Raw genomic sequence first — 12,376 nt, 5'->3', positions numbered from 1 at the left:
ACCCAACCCCAACGAAATGATTGTTGAGGTTGATCGCATGGATCGTCTTACTGAAATGGAAGCCTTTGCCACGGTTGTGGATCAGGGCGGTTTTACAGATGCCGCCAAGAAAATGGGCATTTCAAAGTCTGCGGTCTCAAAGCATGTCTCATCGCTGGAGGCGCGCCTTGGCGCGCGTTTGCTCAACAGAACGACACGCCGCGTCAGTCCTACGGAAATCGGGCTTGCCTATTATGATCGTGCGCGCCGTGTGTTGAATGACGCTGGCGAGGCAGATTCGATGGTGACGTCGATGCAATCGGCCCCTTCTGGCTTGTTGCGCATCAGTGTCGCGACGGATTTTGGGGTGAACCACCTGTCACCGGTCCTTGGGGATTTCCTGTCCGAGTTTCCCGATATCACCGTCAACATGGTGTTGAACAATCGCTACGTTGAGTTGATTTCCGAGGGTTTTGATATGGCCGTCCGGATCGGAGAGCTTGAAGACAGCACGTTACGCGCGCGTAAGCTGACCGAAACGTCAAAGCGGATGATCGCGTCACCGCAATATCTGGCCAAGCACGGTCGGCCCACCAAGATTGATGATTTGAACGACCATAAGTTGCTGCACTACTCTAACCAAGCCTCGGGAAATGTATGGAAGTTGACCGCGCCTTCGGGTGAAAAGCGCCAAGTTCGTACGGCAGGGTGGCTTACGGTCAATGATGGGCAATCGCTTTTAAATGCCGCGATTAGTGGACTTGGCATCGCATATTTGCCCAGCTTTTTGTACGCTGAAGCAGAAGCGGCTGGCTTGGTTGAAGAAGCAATTCCGGACCTTCCGGGTGAAACGCAGGGTATTTACGCAGTTTACCCGCCGGGTCGGTTTACCCAACCAAAAGTGCGCGCTTTCATTGATTTTCTGGCCCATGCGTTTGCCGAAAAAGGCCCAAACCAGTGGTAGGTAGCACAGTTATTTGTGGCGCTACTGGGTTGATGTCACGATAACTTCCACGCGCCTGTTGGCTTCACGACCTTGTGCCGTCAGGTTCGAGGCGACCGGACTAAGATATCCCATGCCCTGCGCGTCCATTTGTGCCCGTGGTACGTTAAAATCGGATACCAATGTTTCCAACACAGCCTCGGCGCGCTTTTTGGATAGCGCGATGTTGCCGTTCAACGCCCCTTGGCTGTCCGTGTGCCCAACAAGCGCAATTTGCTGATTAGGGTGCGCGCGTAGATAGTCGGCCAGGGCCCCAAGCACGGGCGCGCGCGGGTCCGTCAACGTGGCAGAGCCTGTCATAAACGACAGCCCGTGCAGTTCCGCAAACCCATGAATTTTCAATCGCTGCGCAAGGGGTGCGGTGGTTTTGCCTAAGCTGGCGGTGGCTGGATTTCCCGTGACCGTATTTGCTGTGGCCTCGGTCTCGATCAACTCATCTTTGCTGACTTGTGCAATTTGGATGAAGGCCGTCGATTGGGCCGCACTTGCCAGTATCGTCACGCCCATATCGTCGTTGCGAAGGCTCACAAAACGGTAGCTGCCTAAGTCAACGAACATCGCGGGCGGGGAGATTACATCAAGTGCAAAGCGAAAATCAAAGCCGCCACATTGGGCTGCGCTGCATTCAAATATGGTACTGAACCCTTGCTCTGCCAGTTGCTCAACCAACGGTGTTGTCATTTGTTTAGGTGTCAGCCCTGAGGCATCAATGCGCCAAGCACGCGTAGTTACTGTTCCCTCAATAATCGGTCCACTTGGGTCACTGGCGTCCTTTATTGGTGCATCAACCAGCCTGAGTGCGCTATCTGCTGCAGTGTTTTGTGCGGTCTGAACAGCATTCGAGGGGACTGACAGTGTTGCAGCGCTGGCAAGTGTGGGCAGTAGAAATAGGATAAGAAAAACTCGGTAAATCATACGGTCCCTCGGATGCGGTAATGGTACCCCACGGCTTTTTCAAAGCCCATGTTTTGGTAAAGAGCATTTGCGCCTGTGTTTGCGGTTGTTACCAGTACGGCCAAGTGGCGCGCTCCGTTTTCGGCAGCCCAATATGCGGCGTGCTTCAAGATGTCTGTGGCAACGTTGGTGCGGCGTGCGTGGGTCAGTACCTCGAGGGCGTGCAGCATGGCCAACTCCCCATCTATTGCTGCAAATGCGACACCGGCTGCGCGGTCGTCGGCGCGGCACAAAAACCCTGCCTTGGTTGTCTTAACCCGTTCCATTGACGCGATGCGTTCTGGTCCAATGCCGCCAGTCGCCCAAACTTCTGCCATCACGGCCAGTTCTGGCCATCCAGTAAAAACCCGCGTTGGGCCTGATGCTTGGGCGATTTTTTCAACGTTGATCACGTAGGCCGTGACAGGATCTTTGACCGCATAGCCGCGGTTCTCAAGGGCTGTGTCTAGCGCGCTTTGGTCCCCGCGCACCATAAACAATGGGCGGTCAGGTATGTCATCCGGTACGCCACCACTGGTTAACTCTAACGTAGTCGCGTTCAACCGGCTTCCAGCACCAACCGCTTTACGGTGCACCCATGGCCCGTCACTTGTGATTGTTTCAGAGGGCCAAGTTACATCAATGGCAGCATAAAGCGCGTCAGAATTCATTCGGCAAAAAGGGTTTCTAGTTGGCTTAGTGCCGTTTCCAACCGTGCCTCATCCGTGCCGCGCATCACAATATTTGCGCCAAATTTTCCGTCCTTCTGGAACGGATATGAGCCAATGGATAGGTCAGAGAACTCGGCTGCAAGCGCGCCTAGTGGTCCCGCAATGTCACCTTCGCCGCGATCAATGCGCAACGTGCGCGACATAAGCGGCGCGCCACCTGTTAATGTGGGCAAGACGGTCGCGACCATTGCTTGAAATACGGATGGAACACCGGCCATGACGTGGACATTTTGGACGGTGAAGCCCGGCGCTACAGAAACCGGATTATCAATCAAGGTTGCGCTGTCTGGAATGCGGGCCATGCGGAGGCGCGCTTCGTTTAACTCGGAGCCCGTTTTCGCGTAATGCGCGGCCAGCAGAGCGCGGGCATCATCGCGCACATCAATATGGTCATCGAACGCGGCTGCGATGCAATCTGCTGTGATATCGTCGTGGGTTGGGCCAATACCGCCGCTGGTAAAGACTGTGTCGTAGGCTGCTGAAAGTGCCTTTACCGCACTGATAATTGCGGGTGCATCATCGCTTACAACGCGCACTTCGCGCAGATCAATGCCAGCTTCCGTTAGTTGGCCGGCAAGGTGGTGCATGTTGGCATCACGCGTGCGACCTGACAAAATTTCATCGCCGATCACTAGCATGGCTGCAGTTGGATTGCTCATGTCGCGTGGTTCCTTATCATGTGTTTTGCAATTCTATAGGCCAGCCATCATGCGCTTTCAAACCCAACTGATCCCCGCAACGCTTATCCGGCGGTATAACCGCTTTTTATCGGACATGCGGCTCGAAAATGGGGAGGTCGTTCGTGCCCACTGTCCCAATCCCGGGGCCATGACTGGCCTGAAGGATGAGGGGGCGATCTGTTGGCTTGAGCCGAATGATGATCCCAAGAAAAAGCTGAAATATGGCTGGCGGCTTGTGGAGGTTGAAGGGCAGTGCGTGAACATCGACACCTCGCTGCCCAATCGCATTGTTCAGGAGGCGCTTGAGGCGCGGTTGATTGACGAATTGCTGCCTTATGATGCTGTGTTGCCAGAGCAAAAATACAGTGAAAACAGCCGCATTGATTTCCTGCTACGTGGGCCCGCAGGTGATACTTATGTCGAGGTGAAAAGCGTCACCATGAAGCGCGGACGCTGTGCGGTGTTTCCAGACAGTGTAACCACCCGCGGCGCCAAACATCTGGCTGATCTAGAGCAGATGGTGAAAAGTGGGCACCGTGCGGTTATGTTGTATTTGGTAAGCCGGATGGATTGTGAAGAATTTGGGTTGGCGGGTGATATTGATCCCAAATATGCCCGCACTTTTGATGCCGCTCGGGAGGCTGGCGTTGAGGTGCTTTGCTTTGGAACGCATATTTCGCCTACGGACATTGTTCTTGGCAAAGCGCTGCCCATCGACAAATCACCGCAAGCGACCTAGAACCCCTTCGAATTGATGAAAAGGCCCAGTTGATGAACGATCCAAAGCATACGCGTGTGACCAAAGACGGCATCCACATTTACCATCCCGATGACCACGCGGGCATGCATGTGGCCGGTAAATTGGCGGCCGAGATTTTGGACGCAATGGTGGATCACGTTTTCGTCGGTCAAACCACGGGCGAGATTGACCGGATCATCACGCAGATGGTTGAAGACGCAGGCGCAATTTCAGCGACCATCGGGTATCGTGGGTATCAACACGCTAGCTGTATCAGCGTAAACCATGTGGTTTGCCACGGCATCCCTGGTGATAAAAAGCTGAAAGACGGTGACATCCTGAACATCGATGTGACGGTCATTGTAGATGGTTGGTATGGTGACACGAGCCGGATGTATGTGGCAGGCAAACTGCCCCGCAAGGCTGAACGTTTGATCCAAGTGACCCATGATGCGTTGATGTTGGGGATTGAGGCGGCAAAGCCCGGTAACACCTTTGGGGATATTGGCTACGCGATCCAAAGTTATGTGGAGGCGCAGCGTATGTCTGTGGTTCGTGACTTTTGTGGGCACGGCCTTGGACGCGTGTTTCACGCCCCGCCCAATGTGCTGCACTATGGCCGTGAAGGGCGCGGTGCTGTGCTTGAAGAAGGGATGTTCTTCACCATTGAACCGATGGTAAACTTAGGCCGCCCTGAGACTAAAGTGCTTGCTGATGATTGGACCGCCGTTACGCGGGATAAATCGTTGTCAGCGCAGTTTGAACATTCAATCGGGATCACGGCGGATGGCGCGGATATCTTCACGCAAAGCCCAAAATCGCTCTTCCACCCAACCTATAGCTAGGGCGCGTCCAAGAGCGTAATCCAAGTTGCGCCGAATTGGCGTTGGTCGCGAAGCTTGAACCCATCAGGCGGCGCAATGGGGCAGTTGTCTTCACATACGATGAGCGCGTCTTCTTCAATATGTGCCGCGATGTGGCGCAAAGTTTTCCCCACAAGATCTTTGCCGTAGGGCGGATCCAAAAAGACCAGTGAAGCTTCAAAACCAACGGGTAAAATGACACGCGTTGCATCTTGGCTGATCACTTTGGCGGCCGCCTCACAGCGTTCAATATTCTGGGACAAAAGCTTTTGGGCAGCGCGCCCGTCATCCACGAACAGACACTCTTTCGCGCCGCGCGACAGCGCCTCAAGACCAAGGGCGCCAGTGCCTGCGAACAGATCTAGCACGATGTGGTTTTCAAAATCGATGTGGTTGTTCAAGATATTGAACAACGTCTCGCGAACGCGGTCGGTAGTTGGCCTAAGATGCTTGGCGGCGTCCCCTTTGCCAACTTCAGCCAAGCGAATGCCACGGTTTTTACCGCCGATAATCCTCATGCGCGCAGCAGGTCTTTCAACTCTGTTTCAGGATTACGTACGACATCAGCGGCTGGTGATTTACCGGCCTCAATCAGTCTTTTGGCGACCATGAACGCCCGTGGGTCATTCATTGCGTCAACGGCCAAGAGCGTGTCTCCGGCATAGTACCAGTGGCTAAGACCGCCGTCTGTATCGCGGACTGCGATCTGGTCAAAGCCGGTGTTCAGACCCGCAATCTGTAGTTTGATGTCATATTGATCGGACCAAAACCATGGCTTTGGGTCATAGGTTTTCTGAGCGCCCAGAATGTTTTCAGCAACCAATTCGGCCTGATCAATGGCGTTTTGAACGCTTTCAAGGCGCATCTGCGCATCTCGCCATGGAAAACTTGCGCAATCACCTGCGGCCCAGATGTTGGGCACAGAAGTCTGGCCAAATGTGTCCGTCCAAATGCCGTTCTCAATTTTGAGGCCTGCGTCTTTTGCCAGACTATCAGCGGGTGCAATACCGACGCCAACGATGACAAAATCCACATCCAAGGTGCTTCCGTCCGTCAGCTTAGCGCCGCTCACGTGCCCCTCACCAATCAGATGATCAAGGCCCACACCTTCGCGCAAATCCACACCGTTTTCTTTGTGTAGCGCGCGGAAATAAGCAGATGTTTCGGCGCAGGCAACACGCTGCAAAATACGTTCGTTCATTTCGACTAGCGTAATCTGAAGCCCTTTTTTCGCGGCGACTGCAGCGGCTTCAAGCCCGATGTAGCCCCCACCAACGATCAACACATGGCCGCCTTTATTGATAGGATCGGCCATCGCGTCCACGTCCGCCAGATCACGCACGGTGAATACCCCATCAAGCGCACCGCCGATTTGTGCGGGAAGTTTGCGCGGGGTTGAACCTGTTGCAAAGACCAATTGGTCGTAGGCAATCACTTCGCCTGCCAAATGGACTTCGCGGCTTGCGGTATCAATCCGCTCAACACGTGCATTGAGGCGCAGCGTGATGTTTTGCTCGTCATAGTAATCAGCGGGCCGCAGGTAGAGACGCTCTTGGGTCATGTCGCCAAGCAGGTAAGCTTTTGAAAGCGGGGGTCTTTGATATGGGGGCACGGGCTCTTCGCCAATCAGGGTGACTTGGCCTTCAAATTTCAGCATCCGCAATTTGGCAACCAGTGACGCGCCTGCCTGTCCTGCGCCAATTACAACGATATGTTCCATTTCTTTTGCGCCCCCGCTGGCCGAACCATTCTTTGCGGCTATAGTTAAGCCAGTTATATCAATCAATGAAGCGAGATAATTCATGACCATTTCAGTTGGCGATACCCTTCCGGAAGCCACGTTTGTTCGTTTGGGTGAAAACGGCCCAGAAGAGGTGACAACAGCGACCCTGACAGCAGGTCGCAAAGTTGTCTTTTTCGCGGTGCCCGGCGCCTACACGCCGACGTGCCACTCTGCGCACGTGCCCAGCTTTATCCGTACAAAAGCGCAATTTGATGCAAAAGGCGTTGATGAAATCATCTGTGTGTCCGTAAACGACCCATTCGTGATGAAGGCATGGGGCGAGACAACGGGTGCCGCTGATGCAGGCCTTACAATGTTGTCTGATGCAGAATCAACTTTCACCAAGGCATTGGGAATGGATTTTGACGCCCCACCCGCAGGCCTTTTGGCGCGCTCAAAGCGCTACGCGATGTTGGTGGAAGATGGTAAAGTTGTCATCCTGAACGCTGAAGCCTCGCCCGGTGAAAGTGAAATTTCTGCGGGCGAAGGCTTGCTGGATTCGATGGCTTAATCGCTGACGTTGACGATGGTGCGGGTTGGGAACGGAATATCGATCTTGCCCGCATCAAGCGCTTCTTTTACAGCGCGTTTCATATCTGCTTGGTAGGCGAAGTATTCATCAGCCGAGCACCAGACGCGGACCAAAAAGTCTACGCTGCTGTCCCCAAGATTGTTTACCTGAATGAACGGCTCCGGATCGCGGAATGAACGCGGATCGGCCATGATTGTATCGGTGATGATCCGCTGCGCATCCGCCAGATTTGCGCCGTACCCCACGCCAAATGTCCACTCTGCCCGACGTGTGTTGTTGGCCGAGTAGTTGTGGATGGTGTTTCCCCACACTTCTGCGTTGGGAATGATGACTTTGACATTGCTCATGTCAGCCAGCTCAATGAAGTTGAGGTTGATCGCCTTGATTGTACCCATGACGTTGTTGACCGCAACGAAATCGCCAAGTTTGACGGGCCGAAAAAAGATAATCATCACGCCAGCGGCCACATTGGACAGCGTGCCTTGAAGCGCCAGGCCAATCGCCAGACCGGCTGCACCAACAACCGCAACAATTGACGTGGTTTGAATGCCCACGGTGTTGAGTAAAAACAGCAGTGTGAAGCCCAGAATGACATAGCGGGCAATGTTACTCAGGAAATCGAACAAGGTCGCATCAAGGCGCGCGTGGACTTCAGACAGGCGTTTGATCCGCTTTTGCGCCGCCCCTGAAATCATGAAGCCGAGCACAAGGATGACGACCGCTGACACGGTTGTGCCAAGGACCGAGACAAGGAAATCAAGCGTAAGGTAATCGGCGACTGAATTGCCGTTATAGATTTCGGTCTGCAAAATTTTCGTCAGGTATTCCATTTTAGCCTTTCGCGAGCGCGTCCATTTTTTGCGCCAGTTTGACGTCTAGGTGGGACAGTCCGTTTATGTCGTGGGTCGTTAAAGTAACATCAACGGTCTTGTACACATTTGACCATTCAGGGTGATGGTTCAACTTCTCGGCCCAGATAGCGGTTTTCGTCATGAACGCAAAGGCCTCAACGAAGTTCGCGAATTGAAACGATTTGTTCACCGCATCGCGTGTCTGATCGTGTGCCCATCCTGCGTCTTGTAGGGTTTGTAAATCTTCGCGTGGAATTGGGGTGCTCATTCTTGCTCCTCATGCTGGGATTTCTTGAACGGCCCGTAGGCCGTCATGATTTCAATCTCATCATCGACTGCGGCACGCTCGGCTTGAAGATAATCACCGATTGCTGTGCTGAAACTTTCATCGGCAATCCAGTGCAGGCTGTTGGTAGTGACAGGCATGTAGCCGCGCGCCAGTTTATGCGATCCCTGCGCGCCTGCCTCAACGCGGCTCAGGCCGTGTTTGATCGCGTAGTCGATCGCTTGATAATAACAGACTTCAAAATGCAGACAGGGGTGGTCTTCAATACAGCCCCAGTACCGGCCATACAGAACATCGCGACCGATAAAGTTAAGCGCGCCGGCAACGTATTGGCCATCACGCTCCGCAAGTACCAAAAGCATGTCATCGCGCAGATGCTGTTGGGCATGATCGAAAAATGCGCGGGTAAGGTAGGGCGTGCCCCATTTGCGCGCGCCCGTGTCTTGGTAGAAAATCCAAAAGGCGTCCCAATGCTCTGGTTGGATTTGATCCCCTGTCAGACAGTGGATTTCACCGCCAAAGCTTTGGGCTTTCTCGCGTTCTTTGCGGATGTTTTTGCGCTTGCGGCTTGAGAGGCTGTTGAGAAAACCGTCAAAGTCCGCGTAGCCGTTGTTGAGCCAATGGAATTGTTGGCTTGAGCGCTCCAAAAGCCCCAACTCTGCGCCGAAAGCGCGCTCATCATCTGTGCAAAATGTAATGTGCAGGCTGCTGAAACTGTTACTTCCCGCCACCTGCACAGCGCCCTGCATTAGGGCCGAGCGTGCAACTTCTTCACGTCCGTATTTGACCAAAAAGCGGCGGCCTGTCGCGGGCGTGTGTGGCACGGCGATCTGTAGTTTGGGATAATATCTGCCGCCTGCGCGTTCAAAGGCATGCGCCCAGTTGTGGTCGAAGATGTACTCACCTTGGCTATGGGATTTGCCGTACATCGGCGCCACACCGATTGTTTCGCCGCCTTCAAGTGCGTGCAAATAGTGCGGTTGCCAACCGGTGCCTGTTCCGACAGATCCGCTATCTTCAAGCGCCTTAAGAAAGCGGTAAGTCGTAAACGGATCATCGGGGCGCTTTTGGCCAGGGGTGGCGCAAGCGTCCCATTCTGCTTGGCCAATCTCGGCAATTTGGCTGACGATACGTACTTCAATTTCTGGGGCTTTGTTCATGGTTTTGAGGTGGTGCCCGTTCAATTGGCGTCAAGCGAGGTATTGTTCAAATGTGATGTTATCGGCAATTTTTCGTGCGGTGATTTCTTGCCGGGCCGATTTAACCGTCCAGCATAAAATCGCAGCACCTTCGGATTTCAGTTTAGCCACACGAGGGCGGTCCAAGTCGTCTACTTCGTGGCTGATGAAACAACATTTCGCGCGGTCATAATCAGGGATGTCACGAAGGGACGCACAAATGCTTTCGGGCAGGCCCCATTTTTCAGGAACGAACGAGCTGGTTGTGATGCCCCGAGGGATTTCTGGCATAAGATCGGCCATGTGCAAAACAGAATGGGGATTGAACGACATCATCGCGATCGGTCCCGAATAGCCGTGCGCAGCATTCGCTGTTGCCCGTTCTAAAGCACCTACGTTTGGCCCCATTTGGCCGTCTTGGTCCTTCAGCTCAACCAACAGCGCAACACGTCCGTCAACCAATTCAAGAACTTCGGCAAATGTTGGAATGCCCTCATCCCCGCCGCGCAGCGTTATTTCACCAAGTGCTTGTGCGGAATGGATACTGATTGGTCCGTTGCCGTGCGCGAGGCGGTCCAAGCCGTAGTCATGAAAAACCATGGCTTGGTTGTCGGCGCTGAGCTGTAGGTCAATCTCAATTCTGTAGCCTTTCTCGATGGCCGCACGAATAGCGGCGCGGCTGTTTTCGGGCCGCCCGTCCGTTACATCATGCAACGCACGGTGCGCTATGGGCCGATCAAAAAAGGAACGTTGCAGCGTCATTTGATCTGAAAAATGCCTTCAATTTCTACGGCTACATTGAGCGGCAGAGCGCCCGCTGAAACCGCGCTGCGTGAATGACGGCCGATGTCACCAAGTGCTTCTACCAGAAAGTCAGAGCATCCATTGATGACTTGTGGTTGTTCGGTGAAATCAGGGGTTGAGTTCACAAAGCCTGTTAATTTGACCACGCGCACAAGGCGGTCCAAATCACCGCCACAGGCTGCTTTAACCTGAGACAAAAGTGCAATTGCACAGGTGCGGGCGGCGGCAGCGCCTGCTTCGACGCTGAGGTCATCGCCAACTTTACCTGTGATCAAGCCTTCGTCATCACGGCTGATTTGGCCCGACACAAACAACATGTCGCCGACTTGAACGAATGGCACATAATTGGCTGCGGGCGCAGGTGCGTCTGCAAGGGTTACGCCAAAGTCCGTTAGCTTTTTCTCAATATTGCTCATCTCAAAGTCCTGTTCTGGTAATCTATACGTTTGATCAAACGCTAGCCCTGCGCGCGGGCATGGGCAATTACAATTAGGGGGCTTTGCCAAAACAAAGTGCCGCGATGCTGATTAAGTTTGGATATGTGAGGCTGTCGCGCAATTATCACATTTATATGTCGGTCCCACGTCGATACTGGGAATTTCGTGGTTTTACGTTATTTGGTAAGTTCAATGAATGGGGGCGTGATATGCGGTTTGCGAAAATCCTAAAAAATACAGTTCTGCGTTGTTTTGCGCTTTGCGCAATTGGGGCGCTGGCGGCGTGTTCAGTCCCGCAAACACCTGTGGAAATTCATGACCCGTTTGAAAAAACGAACCGCAAAATCCATGGGTTTAACAAAAGCGTCGACCGCGCCCTGTTCCGTCCGATCTCAAATGGATACGGGACGATTGTGCCACAAACCGTACGGACGGGCGTTGGTAATTTTGCAGCGAATCTTTCATTGCCTTCCCAGTTTGTGAACACGCTTTTGCAAGGCGACATTGACGGCGCCGCGCGCAATTTCTTCAGATTTGCAATGAACACGACATTGGGGCTTGGCGGTTTGCTGGATCCGGCAACCGAGGCGGGGCTTGAGCAAGAGCGCGCAGATTTTGGCGAAACACTTGCCACATGGGGCGCCCCCGAGGGTGCTTATATTGAGTTGCCGTTGCTTGGCGCCTCAACCCAACGTGAAACGCTTGGTAAGGTGGTTGATCTGTTTACGAACCCGCTCAGCTACGATCTAGACTCGCCCGAAAATCTTGTGCCGCCTGTTGCCGGTGGTTTGGCGCGTCTCGGTGATCGCTACACATTTTCTGGTGTGATTGATCAGGTGCTTTATGAGAGCGCCGATAGTTACGCCCAAGCGCGCAGCATCTATTTGCAAAGTCGCCGTTTTGAGTTGGGCACGCCCGTCGCGAGCCCCGAAAGTACAACCGAGGATACGTATGATGACCTGTTCAACTAGTTTTTCACGCCGCACATTTGTCACAGCTGGTATTGCTGCTTTTGCGGGTGCTGCATTGTCCACGCCTGCGCTGGCATTGACCACTGCGCAGGCCGAGCGCCTTATCCAGAGCGTCGTGGCGGATATCAATAAGGTTATTAACTCGGGCCGTTCAGAAAACGCTATGATCCGCGAATTTGCGGGTATTTTTGAGCGCTACGCTGATGTCGAGCGGATCGCACGCTTTACCTTGGGCGCTGATGCACGTGCTGCATCGTCGGGTCAAATCCGTGCGTATAACAAAGCATTTGCTGGATATATCTCGCGTAAATATGGCCGCCGCTTCCGTGAGTTCATCGGTGGTGAGATCACAGTGAAATCTGCAAAATCAGTGAAAAGCTTTGTTGAGGTTCGCGCCGAGGCACTGTTAAGCGGCGAACGACCGTTTGATGTGACCTTCCGTGTGAACGACAATGGCCTTTTTGCGGATATGTTGATTGAGGGTATCAGCCTTGCGCGGACAGAAAAGACAGAAATCGGTGCGCTTCTGGATCGTCGCAACGGTAATCTGGATCAGCTGACGCGCGACCTTTCTTCCTTGTAGGTTGAGTGGGCTAAGTTGGACGG

General features: G+C 53.6%; 16 protein-coding genes. 6 read left to right on the top strand and 10 right to left on the bottom strand.

Annotated features, from left to right (window positions below; all coding sequences use genetic code 11):
- Positions 1-37: 37 nt before the first annotated feature.
- Positions 38-943: a LysR family transcriptional regulator gene (locus NIG5292_RS05100; RefSeq protein WP_048598775.1), complete on the top strand. Its 906-nt coding sequence runs from the start codon at positions 38-40 to the stop codon at positions 941-943.
- 21 nt (positions 944-964) lie between these two features.
- Here NIG5292_RS05100 and NIG5292_RS05095 read toward each other — a convergent pair whose 3' ends face one another.
- Genes NIG5292_RS05095 through NIG5292_RS05085 form a run of 3 tightly spaced genes read right to left on the bottom strand, consistent with a single transcriptional unit; the run spans position 965 to position 3,305 of the window.
- Complete coding sequence (locus NIG5292_RS05095; protein WP_048598426.1) at positions 965-1,897, bottom strand: OmpA family protein; 933 nt, start codon at positions 1,895-1,897, stop codon at positions 965-967.
- Positions 1,894-2,586 (bottom strand): GNAT family N-acetyltransferase, encoded by a 693-nt coding sequence (locus NIG5292_RS05090; RefSeq protein ID WP_053084838.1) that lies wholly within the window; start codon positions 2,584-2,586, stop codon positions 1,894-1,896. The genes NIG5292_RS05095 and NIG5292_RS05090 overlap by 4 nt, the downstream gene beginning before the upstream one ends.
- Positions 2,583-3,305: a competence/damage-inducible protein A gene (locus NIG5292_RS05085; protein WP_048598425.1), complete on the bottom strand. Its 723-nt coding sequence runs from the start codon at positions 3,303-3,305 to the stop codon at positions 2,583-2,585. The genes NIG5292_RS05090 and NIG5292_RS05085 overlap by 4 nt, the downstream gene beginning before the upstream one ends.
- Before the next feature lie 49 nt (positions 3,306-3,354).
- On the opposite strand from NIG5292_RS05085, the gene sfsA reads away from it, so the two are divergent.
- Both sfsA and map read left to right on the top strand, forming a co-directional pair.
- A complete protein-coding gene (gene sfsA, locus NIG5292_RS05080; RefSeq protein WP_048598424.1) occupies positions 3,355-4,065 on the top strand; it encodes a DNA/RNA nuclease SfsA in 711 nt (236 codons plus the stop codon).
- 32 nt (positions 4,066-4,097) lie between these two features.
- Positions 4,098-4,910 (top strand): type I methionyl aminopeptidase, encoded by an 813-nt coding sequence (map, locus tag NIG5292_RS05075; protein ID WP_048598423.1) that lies wholly within the window; start codon positions 4,098-4,100, stop codon positions 4,908-4,910.
- Here the strand turns inward: map and rsmD are convergent.
- On the bottom strand, positions 4,907-5,446 hold the full coding sequence (rsmD, locus tag NIG5292_RS05070) for a 16S rRNA (guanine(966)-N(2))-methyltransferase RsmD (RefSeq protein WP_048598422.1): 540 nt from the start codon (positions 5,444-5,446) through the stop codon (positions 4,907-4,909). The two genes, map and rsmD, sit on opposite strands and share 4 nt — an antisense overlap.
- Positions 5,443-6,648 (bottom strand): NAD(P)/FAD-dependent oxidoreductase, encoded by a 1,206-nt coding sequence (locus tag NIG5292_RS05065; protein ID WP_048598773.1) that lies wholly within the window; start codon positions 6,646-6,648, stop codon positions 5,443-5,445. The genes rsmD and NIG5292_RS05065 overlap by 4 nt, the downstream gene beginning before the upstream one ends.
- Positions 6,649-6,730: 82 nt before the next feature.
- Here NIG5292_RS05065 and NIG5292_RS05060 point away from each other — a divergent pair, with 82 nt between their 5' ends.
- On the top strand, positions 6,731-7,222 hold the full coding sequence (locus NIG5292_RS05060; RefSeq protein WP_048598421.1) for a peroxiredoxin: 492 nt from the start codon (positions 6,731-6,733) through the stop codon (positions 7,220-7,222).
- Here NIG5292_RS05060 and NIG5292_RS05055 read toward each other — a convergent pair.
- From NIG5292_RS05055 to NIG5292_RS05035, 5 genes are read right to left on the bottom strand one after another with little or no spacing between them, the layout of a single operon-like run.
- Positions 7,219-8,073, bottom strand: a complete 855-nt coding sequence (locus NIG5292_RS05055; RefSeq protein WP_048598420.1) for a mechanosensitive ion channel family protein — start codon at positions 8,071-8,073, stop codon at positions 7,219-7,221. The genes NIG5292_RS05060 and NIG5292_RS05055 overlap by 4 nt on opposite strands.
- A 1-nt stretch (position 8,074) precedes the next feature.
- On the bottom strand, positions 8,075-8,362 hold the full coding sequence (locus tag NIG5292_RS05050; RefSeq protein ID WP_048598419.1) for a 4a-hydroxytetrahydrobiopterin dehydratase: 288 nt from the start codon (positions 8,360-8,362) through the stop codon (positions 8,075-8,077).
- The gene (locus tag NIG5292_RS05045) at positions 8,359-9,540 is read right to left on the bottom strand and encodes a GNAT family N-acetyltransferase (RefSeq protein WP_048598418.1); all 1,182 of its coding nucleotides are present in this window, start codon (positions 9,538-9,540) and stop codon (positions 8,359-8,361) included. Before NIG5292_RS05045 ends, NIG5292_RS05050 begins: the two co-directional genes overlap by 4 nt.
- 30 nt (positions 9,541-9,570) lie before the next feature.
- Entirely contained in the window at positions 9,571-10,320 is a 750-nt protein-coding gene (locus tag NIG5292_RS05040; RefSeq protein ID WP_048598417.1) for a glycerophosphodiester phosphodiesterase family protein, read from the bottom strand.
- Complete coding sequence (locus NIG5292_RS05035; RefSeq protein WP_048598416.1) at positions 10,317-10,778, bottom strand: RidA family protein; 462 nt, start codon at positions 10,776-10,778, stop codon at positions 10,317-10,319. Before NIG5292_RS05035 ends, NIG5292_RS05040 begins: the two co-directional genes overlap by 4 nt.
- Before the next feature lie 230 nt (positions 10,779-11,008).
- On the opposite strand from NIG5292_RS05035, the gene NIG5292_RS05030 reads away from it, so the two are divergent.
- On the top strand, positions 11,009-11,770 hold the full coding sequence (locus NIG5292_RS05030; RefSeq protein ID WP_074842003.1) for an MlaA family lipoprotein: 762 nt from the start codon (positions 11,009-11,011) through the stop codon (positions 11,768-11,770).
- Complete coding sequence (locus NIG5292_RS05025) at positions 11,754-12,353, top strand: MlaC/ttg2D family ABC transporter substrate-binding protein (protein WP_048598771.1); 600 nt, start codon at positions 11,754-11,756, stop codon at positions 12,351-12,353. The genes NIG5292_RS05030 and NIG5292_RS05025 overlap by 17 nt, the downstream gene beginning before the upstream one ends.
- Positions 12,354-12,376: the final 23 nt, after the last annotated feature.

The sequence above is a fragment of the Nereida ignava genome (assembly GCF_001049735.1).
Lineage (GTDB): Bacteria > Pseudomonadota > Alphaproteobacteria > Rhodobacterales > Rhodobacteraceae > Nereida > Nereida ignava.
The sequence above is the reverse complement of the archived record's forward strand: the minus strand, read 5'-3'. Positions and strand labels throughout refer to the sequence as shown.